Here is a 16507-nt window from a genome sequence, read left to right as displayed (position 1 = left end):
GGGGTGGTTATCTAGACCCGTTCGCACGTTCGGCCCCCTAGGTGGATATCAGGTGGCAAAGCACATTTGTAAGCACCAACCTAGAATACTTATGTATCACAGGTTTTCTAATCCTCCAGTGACTGGGTGGGCTAGCCCCGATTACTTTGATAGGCAAGTTAAGTATATTAAAGATCGGTATAACCCGTATTCTTTGGTTGAGCTCTTGCAGTATCAAAGAGAGTTTGGAAAAATGCCACCGCATGCAGTTGTAATCACTGTTGATGATGGATATCGCGATTTTTATGATTATGCGTTTCCGATTCTCAGGAAATACAACGTTCCAGCCACGCTTTTCGCAACGACCGGTTTCATAGATGGACGGCTGTGGCTATGGCCGGATAAGATAACGTGGATCCTTGAGCGTCTCAATTATATTCCGAATGATTTCCTAATTAATTCGCTTAAAGTTAAAAGTGGACCGGTAGATGATAATGGTCGACGCGAGTTATGGAAACAATGGGTTGCCCATGCTCTTTTAGTTTCTGATGAGGAGAAGCATGTTTTCATTAGAGGTCTTGCGGATCGCCTTGGTCTCGTGTTTCCAGATTCTATTCCTGGGGCTTTTGCTCCGCTGAGCTGGAATCAGCTACATGAGATGCAAGCTTTTGGTATTGAAATAGGTGGCCATACTGTTACTCATCCATCTCTCGGTCGAGTGTCTCCAGCCCAAGCTAGAAGTGAAATCTTTGGTTGTCGCGATGTATTAAAAGAGCATCTGGGAGAGCGGGAGCGCACGTTCTGCTATCCAAATGGACAACCTTCGGATTTTAATGATTTGTTGCCTGAGTTAGTGAGAGAGGCTGGCTTTCTTGGGGCGGTAACGGCATTTCCGGATGCAGTTGGAACTAGAGATCGTTATTTGATGAGGCGGCATGTAAGTGGGGACGATATGTTTCAGTTCCATAAAGCTGTATCGGGTGTTGAATGGCTGGGCCATGTGCTCAGGAGGGAATATTTGCTCAAGCCCAGTTATATAGCCGATGAGGCAGAATGATATAATGGCTACTGGTGAACCAAAAGTAGGCAGACGTTTTGCGGGTTATAAAACGAACTCCGTCAGCCAATTTACTTATATTCTGTTCCTTTATTTTATATGTGATTTTTTTCTTCGCTTTTCCGTTCGACTTCCGGGATACGGTGTAATTAGACCGACGCTTTTGGCTGTTGCTTCAATTAGTCTCCTTCTTTTTTTACAGCGTGATAAGCTAAAAGACCGGTTCAATGATCCGATTTTTAGAATTATATTCGTTTTACTTTCCTATATCGTAGTAAGCCTTCCTTTTGTGGAGTGGCCTGGTAGTGTGCTTCGACTTAATATTGATACATTTATAAGGTCTGTAGTTTTTTTGTTTTTTACCGCTTTGATTGTCGATACTGAAAAACGATTAGTTTGGTTCGTGAGTGTTTTCGTTTTTTGTCAGGTTTTTAGAGTTCTCGAGCCTCTTTTCTTAAATATAACCCAGGGTTATTGGGGAAGTGCAACCCATCTGAGTGGTGGCGATTTTGCAAATCGACTAGCCGGCGCTCCAGCAGACGTTATTAATCCAAATGAGCTAGGCTTTGTGATAGCAACTGTTATACCGTTCCTTCATTATTTGCTTTTCCCAAGAGGATGGCTCTGTAAGCTACTATACCTTTTGATTATGCCAGCGTTGCTTTATGCTTTGATTCTAACCATGTCTAGGGGCGGATTTATTGCACTTTTAGTTGTGGCATTTATGGTGTTCAAAGAATCAAGATATAAGTTTCGTCTTGCAGCATTAGCTGTGGTCGTGGTCGTAGCTGCTTTTAATGTTATGACGCCTGTCCAAAAGGATAGGTATCTTTCTTTGATTGATCGTGACACCGCAGGTGGCGCGTCTGCTGAAGGTCGCTTACGAGGCATGGTTCGGGAATTTGAGCTTGGTTTAACGAGGCCAATCGTGGGGCACGGCCTAGGTACTACTCCAGAAGCTAAAACGCATAAGCTTGGCAGTCGACAGGCAAGTCACAATCTCTATGCCGAGCTGCTAATTGAGCTAGGAGTCATTGGTTTTGTAATATTTCTGATCTTTTTGGCTAGATCTGCTAAGCAGTTGTTAATTATGCGAGAAAGTATTGGAAAAATTAAGGATGATAGGCTTATTTTTTATCAGAGACTAAATAAAGTAATGGTCTGTCTTTTTTGGATGTATGCAGTTTATAGTATTAATTACTGGGGGTTGTCTCAGTATTATTGGTATCTTTTTGGTGGCATGACCATTGCTCTAACCCGTTTAGCAAGCTCTGCTATCAATAAAAGAGATTGTGATGCGATAGATATTGTAGATGATTCTGAGGTTGCAGAGGCGAATAGATTTGTGCTAGCAAAAAGATTGAGGTATCGGAAACATTGATCTATTTAATAGTTGTTTGTTCAGTTCTATAACCGAAACCTCAGGGAGCCAAATATGCATGTCTTGATGACAGCTTTACAGCCAGGTGGTGGCATACGAACGTTTTTTCGTTATATATATAGTCAGCCAGACTTTAGTGGAGATCGTTTTACTTTGATTGCTCCTGACGCTGATCATCAACTGGCAGAGTTTCTTATCCCAATTTTGGGTGAGGACAGGTTTAAAATAGTATCAGCTCCGAATGACGTGATCGGTTTTGTTAGGGTAATCCGTAAGGAACTAGATATCCCGGGATATGATCTTATTCATTCTCATGGATTCGGAGCTGGTCTATTAACCGAAGTTGCGACCTTTGGTCGGAAAGCGCCGAAACACCTAATGACCGCCCATGATGTATTTTTAGAAACGCAATTTAATAGCTGGAAGGGCAAGTTTCGTAAATACGTAATGGCGAAATTGTTTGCGAAGATGCATGCGATTCATACGGTTACCAACGATGCAACAGAAAACTTTATTGAGTTTTTTCCTAACCTCCCAAGATCTTGCTTTAGACCAATACTTCACGGTGTCGACACCGAGTTTTTTGCGTCAGGTCAGCCGATCGATTTGCGGCGGAAGTTGCAGATACCAATAGACGTTCCTTTAATTGGCTTCTTTGGCCGGTTTATGGGACAAAAAGGGTTTCGGACACTTGTTGATGCTTTGGTCATATTAAAAGGAGATCAATTCAAGCCGATGCCAAAGGTGCTCACTTTCGGATGGGGAGGTTTTATCCGAGAGGATTACGAGTATTTAGCATCAGCTGGCTTGGCCGATTATTTTGTACAATTGCCTGCCACGAATGATATGCCTGCAATGATTAAATCGGTAGATATGGTGGCTATGCCCTCCAGATGGGAAGCGTGTGGGCTATTGGCGATGGAGGTTTTAGCTTCTGGCACCCCCTTACTTTCAACAGATTGTATTGGCCTTCGAGAAGTAGTCGCGGGTTCGCCTGCAAGGATTTTCGCACCTGGAGATGCTAAAAGCCTGGCTAAACTAATTAAGGCAGAGATAGAGGTGTCTTCCAGAGAAGAGTTTTTAGTCTACCAGAAGACAGCGATCGAACGTTTCCATATATCGATTCCAGCGAGTCGGCTACGCGTTTTATATGACGAAGTTTTAGGGGTCTGATTCGGTGATTAGAACTCTGCTTGTTAATACCGGATCGAACGTTCTTGTAATGTTTGTAAAGCTGATTATCACGTTCGTGATGACACCGGTTTTCGTTCATAACCTGGGGAGATACGACTACGGGCTTTGGGAGATGATTGGTGCCGTAATTGGCTATATGGGCATCCTGGACCTGGGGCTTCGTCCCGCAATTAGCCGATTCGCTGCCAGGCATCTTGCAGAGGAAGATGAGACGGCACTCCAGTCGGTTTATATGTCGGCTCTTGTATTCATGGCGCTTGTGGGAGTTCTATTATTTGTATTCTTTTTCTGCTGGGGCGTCTGGTTTTCAGGCGGTATAGCCCCAAACGATGAGCCCCACCAAAAATACACGCTGTTCCTTGTTATTATTGGAGCCTATTTGTTGATCTCATTTCCTGGTTATGTTGCTGAAAGCTATCTGGAAGGGTTTCAGAAATATTACCTAAAGAACAATATAACTATTATAAACTCCGTTTTTGGTTCTGTTCTTTTATACTATTTTATAACTCCGGAAAATGGACTAGTGCTTCTCGCGACCATTAATGCGATTGGTTTGACGATTAAATACGTTTTATTTATGTGGATACTTTCACGACCGGCTTATGGGGCTATTCGAGCTCAGATGGGGACATTCTCGTTGAGCCGGTTGCGAGAACTGATTGTGTTCGGGTTCAAGTCGTTCATTCAGGGAATTGCCACCCGAGTGGAGAACGCCACGGATGTCTTGGTTATCGGGCTGATAATGGGGCCTGCTATGGTGCCTTTTTACAGCATTCCAGCCAATTTGACTCAGCACATACGTGGCCTTGGATGGACTCTAACTCATGCCTTCATGCCTCTGTTCAGTGGCTTGAGTGCAAAGGCAGAAAACGAGACCATTCGAACGGTTTTTCTCATCTCTTCCCGGTACGTTGTCAGCATTCTATTTGCTATGGGGACCGGCGCTTTATTGCTTGGTGCGCCATTTATCTCGATCTGGTTGGGCCCTGAATTTGGTGAAAAGGCCAAGTGGCTTATCCTGTTTCTGGTCTTTTTTACGATATTGCCGTTCATAAATCCTTTTGCCAGCCGTTACCTCACGGCTATTAATAAGCATGGAATTTTTGCTCGCCTTACGCCATTGGCAGCATTGCTTAATATCGGGCTAAGCCTTGTGCTGGTCCATCCATTTGGACTTGAGGGAGTTGCCTTTGCCTCCGTCGTCCCGGGGCTGATTTTTGTGCCGCTGTATCTTCGGTACACCTGTCGGCACCTGGATTTGCCGGTTAGGCAATATCTCCGGGCGTCTGTGCTGCCGGCGTTTGTACCGGCCGGTTTGATGGCTTTGATTATCCTGGGACTTGGCGAATATTTGGTGTACGACTCGTATGGTCATATTTTGCTAGGTGCTATATTGGGAAGTGTGGGTTGGTTAGCGGCCTTCTGGTTGCTGGTGTTGAATCGGGAAGAGCGAGACTACGTGGGCGCTCGATTGACTCGCATTGCAGGAAGGAACTAATCCATGTGCGGTTTTGCAGGATTCGTAGACAGGGATGTGGGTCGAGGGCCCGAAACGACGCTGGAACGTATGGGTGAGGCTATCATTCACCGGGGCCCAGACGACGCCGGAGTTTGGGTGAGGGCCGAGCTTGGTGTTGGTCTGGTGCACAGGCGGCTGGCCATTCAGGATCTGTCACCGGCGGGTGCGCAGCCGATGGCGTCAGCGAGCGGGCGCTTTGTTATTGCCTTCAATGGGGAAATCTATAACTTTCGGCAGCTGCGAGCAGAGCTTGAAAAGGAGGGATGCACCTTTCGGGGCCACTCAGACACGGAAGTGATGCTCCATGCAATTGAGCGTTGGGGCTTGGAAGAGAGCCTACCGAAGCTTTCGGGAATGTTTGCTTTTGCGCTGGTGGATCTGAAAAGCCGGGATCTGATTCTGGCCCGAGACCGAATGGGTGAAAAGCCACTGTATTATGGATGGCAAGGCAACACTCTGTTGTTTGGTTCGGAGCTCAAGGCGCTTCGGGTACATCCTGCATGGCAAGGCGGTGTAGAGCCTGGGGCGCTGGCGCTGTTGCTCCGGCACAACGTGATACCAGCACCGATCAGTATTCACAAAGGGATTTTAAAACTACCGCCTGCCTCGCTGGTTCGTTTTCCTCTTGATGGATCCTCACCGGGTACGTTACCGGAACCGCAACGCTACTGGTGCCTTGAGGATTGCTTTACAGAGAGCCGGGCGCCGGAAAGCTTTGAGGCTGCCAGTGACCAGTTGGAGGCTTTACTCGGGAACGTGATCGAAGACCAGATGGTATCGGACGTTCCTTTAGGTGCTTTTCTCTCCGGCGGTATCGACTCTTCCACCGTGGTTGCACTTATGCAAGCCCGTGCAAGCCAGAACGTGAGAACGTTCAGTATTGGCTTTGATGAGCCGGGCTTCAATGAGGCAGAGCATGCTGCAGAGGTTGCCCGTCATCTGGGAACCGAACACACGGAGTTGTACGTAACTCCCGAGGATGCGCTTGACCTCGTGCCACGGTTGCCAGATCTATACGACGAGCCTTTCGCGGATTCATCTCAGCTGCCTACTTTTCTTGTCAGCGAGATGACCCGAAAACATGTCACGGTGGCGCTGTCTGGCGACGGCGGCGATGAGCTTTTTTGCGGTTACTCCCGATATCCGTCGGTTCATAAACGTTGGCAGGTGCGAAACGGTGTTGGCGGTGCTGCCCGACGTTTGCTCACTCGTTTGCCAGAGGGCCCAACTGCGCATGTTATTCGGTCACTAATACCTTCGCAGCGTGGGCGCTCGGCTCTGGCGATTCGTCATCGACTGAAAGCGGAGCGAGCGTTGGCCTCGGCTGCCAGTCTCTCGGAATTCTACCGCCAATCGGTGTCTTTCTGGACCGAGCCAGAATGTTTCCTGAGCAATGTTAATGAGCCGCTCTACGGTTTGAGCGGGAATCTTCCGAATGTCATTCCTCAAGACAGCCTTAAAACTCTCATGTGGCGCGATCTGAATTGGTACCTGCCAGATGACATTCTGGTTAAGGTGGATAGGGCGGCCATGGCTTGCAGCCTTGAGACCCGGATACCGATGTTGGATCCCAACGTGGTTGCCTTCGCGCTATCTTTGCCGTTGAGCTATAACCTGAAAGGCGGCATTGGCAAACAGGTACTGCGAAGTGTGCTCTACCGACATGTGCCTCAGTCGATGGTTGACAGGCCGAAACAGGGTTTTGCAGTGCCGGTGGGACAATGGCTTAGAGGTCCATTACGTCCTTGGGCCGAGTCTTTGTTGCAGCCCTCGGTGTTCGATAAGCAGGATTACCTTGATCGTTTGGTCGTTCATGCCTATTGGCAAGAACATCTTAAAGGACGGGAAGATTATTCCGCAGAATTATGGGGCATTCTGATGTTTCTTGCCTGGCTGGAGCGTACCGGTGGTTGACATTAAACCCTACGAAGAGCACCGACACAGGGAGCAGGTACTCAATCTTTTCTCTGATGTAGCGTTCAAGCGTGATATCTGGGATTACCAGTTTCTGGATAATCCCGGGGCTCGGGCTCGGGGCTTTGCCCCCGTGGTGGCAGAAGAAGAAGGCTCCGTTGTCGGGTTCAATGCTGTGGTTCCCGTGTCCATATTGTGGGAGGGCAGGCCTACTTCTGCGATGTGGAGCTGCGATTTCAAGGTTAACCAAGGCCTGCGAGGAAAGGGCATTGGTAGGCTGATCAAGGTGGAGCTTGCGCAGCGTTCTCCCATTCTAATGTCGTTTGGTATCAGTCCTGTGGCCGCCATTGTTCTGGAACGGATGGGGTGGCAAGCCAATAACGAGGTGCATTTTCTCAGGCGAATTCGAGAGCCCCGTTCATTCCGCGACTGGGCATTGATGGTTTTTCAATTCGGGACAAAGTTGATAACCCGCAGAACACCTCCAATGGGGGATTCCATATCGGTAACAAAGCAGCTTCCGGCCAAAGATGAGATCGACGCGCTGTGGAATTCGATAGCAAAAGGCTACGACAAGGCAGTAGTGCGGAATTGGAGCTATCTGGATTGGCGATATCAGCAACATCCTTTTGCAAGTTATCAGTTTATAGAATTGAGAGGCCGAGGCCGCACTCTGAAAGCTCTCGGAGTGGTACGAGAGTATGGTAGACAGGTGCGCCTGGTGGATTACCTAGGGCCGGCCAAATCGAAGGGGATAAAAGCAGCGGTTATTGAAGCAATACTCAGTAATTGGCCTGGTGCGTCGTCTTATTCCGCAATGACATCTGATCTGGAATTAAAGCAAGTAATGAAAGCTGCCGGTTTCTATCAGGGGCGCGAGCAACCCAGGTTCTTTGTGTGGGCCTCCCCGGAAAGTGAGTCTGTAGCCGAGCCCCAGCAGTGCATACAAGGTTGGTTCATCATGGGGGGGGATTCCGATGGTGAATTACTGCAGTCTGCTCGAGAAAACTGGAACGAAAAAGGTACGAACAAGGAAGGCGGCGAATGTCGGTTGAAAACCCTTTAGTCACTATTATCACTCCGACATACAACCGTTCGGAATTCATCCTGGAAGCGGTTGAGAGTGTCATAAAACAGAGTTATCCGCACTTTGAATTCCTCATCGTTGATGATGGCTCAACGGACAACACGGTCGAGTTGCTTCAGCCCTATCTCAAGGACGAGAGAGTACGTTTGTTCCAACAGGAAAACCGGGGGCAAAGTGTGGCCAGGAATGTTGCTCTTGCAGAGGCGGCTGGGGAGTTTATCTGTTTTCTGGATTCCGATAATTATTGGCCCCTGGATAAACTGGAAAACCAGATTCGTATTTTTGAAAAACATCCGGAAGTGGATGTGCTCTACGGCGATAATGTGATTATCAATGAGCAAGGTAAGGAAATCAGCCGGAAAAACATGTCCCGCTATTCCGGCCGAATTGCAGCCAGAATGATTCAGGATAACTGCGTTGCGATGAATACGACCATGGCCAGGCGGCGCTGCTTCGATGAAATGGGTGGTATGAGTGGGAAGCGAAGAGTGGCAGATGACTATGACCTCTGGCTTCGGTTTTCTGCCCGGTATGAATTCCGATACGAACCGGAATACTGGGCTTGGTACCGGGTGATGGAGGATCAGATTTCTTCGGATAAAACCCAACGCTTTAAAGTTAACGAAGCCATTATTCACGATTTCCGGCGTGAGTATCCCGAGGCGCTGAGTACCAGAGATTTTGATAAAGGATTTGCTCATTTCTATATCCGGAAGGGCCGCTACCTCGGAGCAACTGGCGAGAAGGCCGCCGGTCTAAAGGAGATTGTGAAAGCACTCAAGTACGCGCCTACGGAGTCGAATGTCTGGCGCGCACTCTTTGCGGTAGCGCTGAAATAACAACAATGCTGAACAAGACAGGGAAGTAAAGTGGTCATGTCTTTGAGTCCTTTGGTGTCAGTCATTACGCCAACATTCAACCGAGCGGATTATCTGCCATTGGCAGTTGAGAGTGTGCTTTCACAGTCATTCGATGATCTGGAGTTGATTGTCGTTGATGATGGCTCCACTGATGGTACAGCTGAGTTGATGAAGAAGTATTTCTCAGATCCTCGTGTGCGGTATCTGCATCAGAAGAACCAGGGCCAGAGCGTGGCCAGGAATCGGGGCATTGATGAAGCACGAGGTCAGTTCATCTGCTTTCTTGACTCTGATAATGCCTGGGTCAGAACCAAGTTAGAACGCACGCTCAAGGCTTTCGAGGCAAATCCTCAGGCAGATATAGCCTATGGCGATTATATGGTCATAGACGGGGAAGGGCAGGAACGTGGCGTTAACCGAATGAAGCGCTATTCCGGTCGCATAACCCCTCATTTGCTGCGAGACAATTTTGTCAGTATGAACACCACCATGACTCGAAGGCGCTGTTTTGACGAGATGGGTGGCTTCGATAATGCAGACCGGCTGGCAGAGGATTACGGGCTTTGGTTGCGATTCTCTACTCGTTATCTGTTTCTCTACATTCCGGAAATCCTGGGGTATTACCGGGTAATGGAGAACCAGATTTCCTCTGATAAAGACAGCCGCTTTCGAGCTAACGAGCAGATTGTCCACAGCTTTCTGCAAGCCTTTCCTGAGGCGGTCACCCCAAGAGAAGCCCGTAGGGGGTTAAGCTATTTCCAAATTCGGAAAGGTCGGTATGAGCTTTCGGTAGGCCGACGTGATCAGGCTTTTCAATGCCTTCTTCGCGCCCTTAGACAGGATCCTTTTTGGTCCGGGCCATGGAGGTTTGCCTTCAAATTCGGGTTTGTTCCCGGTGCAGGGAGGCGCACATGAGCTATACCGTTCGCCGTCTATTTGAGAGGGATTTTTTCAACCTGCAGGATCAATGGGACGCTCTGCTCAACACAAGCAATGCAGACCCGTTATTTATGAGTTGGGCTTGGCAGGTGTCCTGGTGGGAAACCTGGGGCAATAAACTCGATTTAGAGCTATTGCTTCTTGCAGTATTCGACGGCGACGAAAACCTTGTAGGAATTGCGCCACTATACTTGAGCTCTGTCACCACACCGCTGGGATGGAAGGTTCGCAGGCTGCACGTGGTTGGCAATGCCTGGAAGCTTGGTCCCACGGTTCGGACAGAATACGTGGGCGTGATCGTTGAGCGCCGCCAACAGCAATCGGTGATGGATACGCTTTCTGATTATCTTGCGGGTCTTGATTGGGACGAAATGATCTTCGCTGATGCTTCAGCTCGGTCTATGAATATGGTTGAGACCAGTCTGTGTGACCGTCTGGATTTATCTCGCCTGGTCCGGAGTGAATCGGGCGGAGTAGTGATTCCGGTGCAGGGGGTGTTTGCCGATTGGTTGGCGCGCCTTGGCAAAAATACCCGATTGAAAGTCTATAACCGCCGTGACTGGTTTGAGAACTCGTTACAGGGGCGATATGAGGAATGTCATGATCCCCAGAGGTTTCTTGAGCAACTGAACCACTTTCATTGGGAGCGTTGGGGGAAACCGTGTTTTGACGAGAACGCTGTTCGCTTTCATCAAGCTATGCTCGCCCGTCTTTCTCGCAATCAGAGGCCCAGCTTGTCTGTGTTGACAGCCAGCGAAGAGGTGGTCTCTGTGCTTTATGATGTGCAAGCGGGTAACCGGGTATACAACCTTCAGGCGGGTTTTATGGAGAATTTGAACAGCAAGGTATCTTTGGGAACCCTACACCTGGGATATGCCATTGAGCGGGCGTTCCGGGACACTGAGGTTTTCAGTTACGATTTATTGGCCGGGGCGGGAAAGAACACCTTTTATAAAAGTCATTTCCGGGGCGAAGACGTGCTGTTTACAACCGTGGAGTATGTGCGTTCCCCGGTTCTGAAGTTGGCGTACAGTGCAAGAGGTTGCTTGCCTTCTCGCTTGGTATCGTCGATCAACCGTTTTTTTCGTCTTTAGTCAGGAGTTGTGATGACCGAGGAAAGGATGCCGTCTATGAATTTAATGAGTCGTCTATGGCCATTTCTTGCTTTGCTAGGTTTGCTGGCACTGGTTACGTTTCCCTCGATCGACGGTATTGTAAACCGATGGCTCAAGTTGGATGAATCATACTCCCACGGCATCCTGCTTGCGGCGGTGTCTGTGTATTTGACTGCACGTGCAGCAAAGGCTCATCCAGTCGTTCCCGGGTTTTATCCGTTATGGCTTTTACCGTTGCTGGCCTGCTTTGGGGCGTATTGGGTAGGAGGCCTGATCCGGCTTCAGGCATTACAACACCTGTCACTGGTACCTATGCTACTGAGCGCTTGCGCCACGCTAATGGGGTGGCGACAGGTACGGTGGTTCCTTGTGCCGCTGGGTTTGCTGTTTCTGACCATTCCTGTGTGGGATTTCCTGGCCTGGACGCTACAGGTAATTACCGTTGCCGTTAATAAGGTCCTGTTGGGTTTTTTCGATATTGATTTTGAGGTGGAGGGCGTTTTCGTTTACCTCATCGGTGTCGGAACCTTTGAGGTTGCTCATGGATGCTCTGGACTACGGTATCTGCTGGTGGGACAGGCGCTGGTTCTGATTTATGGCGAGTTATACCTGTCGAGGTTACGATCCCGCGTCACGTTATTCTGTTTGGGGGTGGCATTCGCTCTACTTGCCAACTGGATCCGGGTGTTCGTCATCATCTACATGGGGTATGAAACAAACATGCAGTCCGGCCTGATTGAGGATCACGATGATTTTGGCTGGTGGGTGTTTGCGGGCACGCTTGTTCCCCTCTATTTTCTGGCTCGTCAGCTTGAGAAACGGGATGACCTGGTTGTTGCCGGTCAGGCCAGTGACGAGAAACAAGATAAGGTTGAATCCGCAGGGAAGGCTGCCGTTGCTGTTGTGGTTGTGGCAATCTTGGGATTAGTTACCTGGATCTCTTTGCCGGACAAGCGCGGCAATATTACGTCTGAATCTGAAGGTTATGCCATTGATTTGGGTGAAAGGTATGCCCCGGTGTTTGGGGCGGGACTGCAGGGATGGCGGCCCAAAATTCTTAATCCAGATAGGGTTTATGCGCAAACCCTGTTCGACCGTTTACAAGCCCGCGCAGGGCAAGGTTTGGGCACAACCTACTATCTGGGCGCTTTTACCTATGACTATCAAAGGCATCGTGCGGAACTCATCCAGTACAGTAACCGCCTTTATGACCGTGATTTCTGGATTCCGGAAGGCTTCTTTGATGTTGAAAACAGCCTGAATATCCCGGTGCAGGGAGTCACCCTGAAACATCGTGTTTCCGGACAACGTGTGCATCTGGGGTATAGCTACTTTGTTCAGGGGCAGTGGGAAACCGATCAGTGGCGCGCGAAGCTTGCTCAAGTGGGTGGGTTCTTCAGTGGCCGTGATGATGCCTCTTTACTCATCTCTGCAGTGGCGTGCGATGGCTGTGAGGTGGCTGCAACTCTCGCTGAGTTTATCGAGTCTACCTTTCCGGTGATTCTTGAGCAGATTGATCAAGAGGTGGTGCGACCAGATCTTTGAGCTGGCTCTCTAATCGGGAAAGAAACTGTTCGTGATTGGTTGAATACCATTCGATTGCCCGCCTGGACATGTGGGCCAGCGTGGCCGGTGGCTGGTCTATCGCAGCTTGAATGCTCTGCTCCAGAGCTTGCTCTGAGACAAGGTAACGGGTGCCCAGGCGAAACGTCAGCTTTCTTTCCACGTGGGCCAGAAAGCCTCTGTCCTTCCCAACCAGCTCGTTCATGGGCGGTGCATCAGTTGTTATTGTAATACAGCCGTAAGCCATGGCCTCTGCCAGTACCTGGCCATAACCCTCCACCTCAGAAGGTAGTACCGCGAAACCGGCCTGGGCCCAGAGTGTGTTTAGTTCATTGTTCGTGAGATTTTTCTCTACCCTGATATTGGCGGCGGGGGTGGTGTCCAGATGCTGGGAGACGACGACCAGTTCTGGCCATTCAGGGTGCCTCTGCCAACATGCCATAACACGTTGCGTGCCCTTGAACTGACTGTTGCCAGCTACATGCAAAGCCAAACCGTAGTCTTTCCTTTCTGAACCGTTTTGAGCGCTAACTTCACCGCCGGTAAAACCGAGGTATTGGGTGTCTGCATGTAAGGCGGAAAAAATCGATACCGCGTGCTGTGTTTTGCAGAGTATACGGTTGGTAAAGCTGAGGTAGGGACCTCTCGATTCAATGAACCATTCCTGGTTAGGGATGAGCCAGTGGTGTCGGCCAGCAGCCAATTGAGATATCCAGATATTCTCGAGGTGAATGACGAGATCCGCCTGTTGAACCGGACGTAGCAGCCTGAGCAAGCCGATCTGACTGCGATAGAAGAGTTTGCTGAGAAATCCGGGGCAAAATCGTTTTAATGCCTCGAATCGATAAGCTGAAAGGCGGGAACGCCATACGGGAGTAGGGGGCAGTTGAACCTGCCTGGTCTGGTGCCCAAGCCGCTGCAGGGCTGCTTCCAGTATCCTGGCATCTTTTTGCAGCCCTCTGCCGCTATTGGCATAAACAATCAGTACATCCATGAACCTGACCTGAAATGAAAAAGCCCTGCAAGTGCAGGGCTTTTAAAGCGTAGCATAGAACTCGATGTCAGGCTTTTTTACGGCCTTTCATCCGGACGGCAATGCCAGCGAGACCAAGGCCAAGCAGTGCTAGCGTGCCAGGCTCGGGAACCTTGGTGGCACGAACTGCGATCACCATATCGTCATGGTTGTCATCGCCAACATAGCCATCGTCCAGGCTGATTACAAAGTAATCTTCTTCAACATAGAAAAGGTTGAAGTTGGTGCTGGAGTTCGGATTGGCAATGTTGTTGAACTGACTGCCGTTGGCGCCATCGTTGTTGATGGTAACACCGCTGCCGTTGACGAACTTGAAGTTCAGCAGGGCGTCAAGGCCACCGTAGAATACAGCACTGTATTGGTCATCTACGGAACTATTGGTATCGAATACCAGCGTGTTACCCCAGTAGAACTGGTTGTTGTCTGAAGCTTCCTTACCCAGGTAGGTGAAGGTCAGCTTGAACGGATCGGAGCTGGTGGATTTCAGGTTGTGGCCGAACAGTACGGTATCACCCACGTTGTACAGAGGTGCATCCGCTGTCCAGGTACCACCTACGCGAGTGGCGTAATCGTTGTCTCCCGGAACACTTTGCTCAGCTACAGCGCCAGGTGCGTTTGCATTGGCAACAGAATCGATATAGGCAGCCTGAGCTACTCCGGCAAAACCGACGGCTGCAGCCATTGCCAAGCCTTGAGTCAATTTTTTCATTTGAGTCACTCCTCCAGTGAGTGGTCTTTGCGTTACGTCATCCTCTAATAAGCAGGCTTCGTGCCAGATTTTAAGTTATTGAATATTAATGAACTTTTCTGGTCGCTGCTGTTTGGTTGTAAAATAACTCGACAACCAAAATGCCCACTTAGTTAACCTGATGCTCTACCGGATCAGACGGTTCACTACTCAATCCATTGATATCAATTACCTGAATCGTAAAGTACCAGGTGCCGGGCGCCAGGCCGGTAACCGTGGTTGAGGTTGTGCCTGCCGGCACCTCCAGGGTTTGAGTCAGGTTTGCAGCATCCTGTCCGTAGTTGATCCGGTAACGGTCAATTTCGCTCAGCGAAATGCTGCTGCCGTCTACCCTGGTGCCGGGAGGCGTCCACGACAGTGTCACACTGCCGCTGGCATCGCCGGTACCACCGGGCTGGCTGGTGACCGGTGATTCTGGCTCCGATACGGTTTCGAGCGTGTACGGGTGCAGGCCCGATTGATAAGCCTCAAGAACTGTCACGCCGCTATCGTTAAGCACCCGGCTGGCTGATGGTTGCATCAGGGGGAGTCCGTAGCGAAGTTTGTAAAGATCGTCGATGCCGTCGTTCAAGGTGCTTTCGGCGAACTCGCTGTCCAATGCCAGATGCTGGACGGTGTTGGTCGTGGATATGGCATCTCCGGTGGCGGCGTCGGTAATCGCCAGTTGTGCAGTGGCGCCCCAGCCGAATTCAAAGTACTCCATGGTAATGGCAACGGGGGTCCCCGCTTCGAGACTCGCTGTGGCGTTGTAGCTGGTGGGGGATTGGTTCTTCCACTGATCAATGACGGTAGAGCCGTTGAGGAAAAGCCGAACACCATCATCCGTAGTGGTGGTGAAGGTGTAGTCCCGGGTTCCTTCATTGTGAGGTGGTGTAAACCATCCCTGCCAACGCACGCTGAACCGGTCCCTTGGAAGCTCCGCTGACGGGCTTCCACTATTCCAGTTGAAGTTGACCGTCGCATCCCGCTGACTGTAAACGAAGCTGTCAAACTCGGTGCCTGTGAAGTACTGGCCGACGAATCCGGTTGCATACACTTCCTGGGGGGCAGGGAAGTCGCTGGCATCGGTGGGATTGGTGCCGGCCTGGTACTCTTGCAGGATGGTGTAGCCATCACCGTCAAGATCTACATTGGCATCGCCCGGGTTGGTGGGGTCCGTGCCATAGGCGTATTCGTACCCATCCGGAATCCCGTCGTTATCAGTATCTTCGGTTCCGGGATTGGTCCTGGCCCAGAACTCATCCATGGCGGTAAGCAGATCATTGTCGGTATCGGATTTTGCATCGGCCGCATTGGATGGATCCAGCCCGTACACAATCTCCCAGTTGTCGTACAGATCATCACTGTCCGCATCAAGTGGGGGGTACTGGCTGTTGAATGAGAGACCCTGTTCAGCGTCAAAGTAACCGATTCGATAACCTAGATGGTAAGCATCTTCGGTTGTCATCTCGGGGGCCGAGTCAGGGGCTTTCTGGGCGTAGCTATGGAGCGCGCTGCCGCTGATCACTTGCTGAGAGATGCCGGGGCCGGACCAGGCAACGGTAAAGTGGTCGTCCCATCCACCTTCCTTGTGCCTGAATTCAAAGTAATATTTTTTGCCGGCCTCCAGATATTGTACGCCGGAGGTTTGTGAGGCGTAGCGGGTGAAATTATCGAGGGGCGTGGACATGGTGGAGGCGATCTGAACCGCACCGTCCGGGTTCTGGGAGTCAGATAACCACAGTTGTGTCTGATCGTCGCCACTGATGTAAAAGGTGTATTCGCCCGTTTCGGGGGGCTCGATAAAGCCTCGGATCAGCGTGCCGTAATTATTGGCTCGGCTGGTGGCTTGGCGCAGTTGGGTGAGTTCAGTGATTTCATCGGGCGAATCCGGATATTTCTCTGCATCCAGCATGCCCTGAACGTAGTTCCCGGAGATACCGTCAAAATACCAGACATCGACCTTTCCCGGTTCGCTCGTCTCTGGTATCGCGGCTGTCGGTGGCAAATCCTCAATATCCCTGAACTGCCAGTTCTGACAGCCGCTGAGCAGAACCACCACGGTGCCTACGCTCAACACTTTGATAGCAGCCATAACCCACCTTCCTTGCTATTGGAAACAATATGTAAAGTATTGTT

13 protein-coding genes are annotated in these 16507 nt (G+C 50.0%); 10 read left to right on the top strand and 3 right to left on the bottom strand.

The features are described from left to right. Positions 1 to 52 precede the first annotated feature (52 nt). Genes ACAM27_RS12220 through ACAM27_RS12175 form a run of 10 tightly spaced genes read left to right on the top strand, consistent with a single transcriptional unit; the run spans position 53 to position 12590 of the window. Entirely contained in the window at positions 53 to 1036 is a 984-nt protein-coding gene (locus tag ACAM27_RS12220) for a polysaccharide deacetylase family protein (RefSeq protein ID WP_369612043.1), read from the top strand. 4 nt (positions 1037 to 1040) lie between these two features. Further along, positions 1041 to 2417, top strand: coding sequence for an O-antigen ligase family protein (locus ACAM27_RS12215; protein WP_369612042.1), 1377 nt, complete (start codon positions 1041 to 1043; stop codon positions 2415 to 2417). A 54-nt stretch (positions 2418 to 2471) separates the two neighbouring features. Continuing rightward, positions 2472 to 3590, top strand: a complete 1119-nt coding sequence (locus tag ACAM27_RS12210; protein ID WP_369612041.1) for a glycosyltransferase family 4 protein — start codon at positions 2472 to 2474, stop codon at positions 3588 to 3590. Positions 3591 to 3594: 4 nt separating this feature from the next. Further along, positions 3595 to 5109 (top strand): oligosaccharide flippase family protein, encoded by a 1515-nt coding sequence (locus tag ACAM27_RS12205; RefSeq protein WP_369612040.1) that lies wholly within the window; start codon positions 3595 to 3597, stop codon positions 5107 to 5109. Between the two features lie 3 nt (positions 5110 to 5112). After that, positions 5113 to 7044: an asparagine synthase (glutamine-hydrolyzing) gene (asnB, locus tag ACAM27_RS12200; protein ID WP_369612039.1), complete on the top strand. Its 1932-nt coding sequence runs from the start codon at positions 5113 to 5115 to the stop codon at positions 7042 to 7044. After that, positions 7037 to 8110: a hypothetical protein gene (locus tag ACAM27_RS12195; protein ID WP_369612038.1), complete on the top strand. Its 1074-nt coding sequence runs from the start codon at positions 7037 to 7039 to the stop codon at positions 8108 to 8110. The genes asnB and ACAM27_RS12195 overlap by 8 nt, the downstream gene beginning before the upstream one ends. Continuing rightward, positions 8089 to 8970, top strand: a complete 882-nt coding sequence (locus ACAM27_RS12190; protein ID WP_141066909.1) for a glycosyltransferase — start codon at positions 8089 to 8091, stop codon at positions 8968 to 8970. Before ACAM27_RS12195 ends, ACAM27_RS12190 begins: the two co-directional genes overlap by 22 nt. Before the next feature lie 36 nt (positions 8971 to 9006). After that, a complete protein-coding gene (locus ACAM27_RS12185; protein ID WP_369612037.1) occupies positions 9007 to 9906 on the top strand; it encodes a glycosyltransferase in 900 nt (299 codons plus the stop codon). Further along, positions 9903 to 11024: a GNAT family N-acetyltransferase gene (locus ACAM27_RS12180; protein ID WP_369612036.1), complete on the top strand. Its 1122-nt coding sequence runs from the start codon at positions 9903 to 9905 to the stop codon at positions 11022 to 11024. The genes ACAM27_RS12185 and ACAM27_RS12180 overlap by 4 nt, the downstream gene beginning before the upstream one ends. A gap of 12 nt (positions 11025 to 11036) precedes the next feature. After that, a complete protein-coding gene (locus tag ACAM27_RS12175; protein ID WP_369612035.1) occupies positions 11037 to 12590 on the top strand; it encodes an exosortase/archaeosortase family protein in 1554 nt (517 codons plus the stop codon). Here the strand turns inward: ACAM27_RS12175 and ACAM27_RS12170 are convergent. The 3 genes from ACAM27_RS12170 to ACAM27_RS12160 form a co-directional block, all read right to left on the bottom strand. Continuing rightward, on the bottom strand, positions 12532 to 13602 hold the full coding sequence (locus ACAM27_RS12170) for a glycosyltransferase (RefSeq protein WP_369612034.1): 1071 nt from the start codon (positions 13600 to 13602) through the stop codon (positions 12532 to 12534). The genes ACAM27_RS12175 and ACAM27_RS12170 overlap by 59 nt on opposite strands. 67 nt (positions 13603 to 13669) lie before the next feature. Further along, positions 13670 to 14350 carry a PEP-CTERM sorting domain-containing protein gene (locus ACAM27_RS12165; RefSeq protein ID WP_114434010.1) on the bottom strand — a complete coding sequence of 227 codons (681 nt, stop codon included), beginning with the start codon at positions 14348 to 14350 and terminating at the stop codon, positions 13670 to 13672. Between the two features lie 148 nt (positions 14351 to 14498). After that, positions 14499 to 16463 (bottom strand): PA14 domain-containing protein, encoded by a 1965-nt coding sequence (locus tag ACAM27_RS12160; protein WP_023010362.1) that lies wholly within the window; start codon positions 16461 to 16463, stop codon positions 14499 to 14501. Between the last annotated feature and the right edge of the window lie 44 nt (positions 16464 to 16507).

This window comes from Marinobacter sp. RI1 (assembly GCF_041155085.1).
Classification (GTDB): Bacteria; Pseudomonadota; Gammaproteobacteria; order Pseudomonadales; family Oleiphilaceae; genus Marinobacter; species Marinobacter nauticus.
Note: the sequence above shows the minus strand (reverse complement) of the source record. Positions and strands in the feature narration are given on the sequence as shown.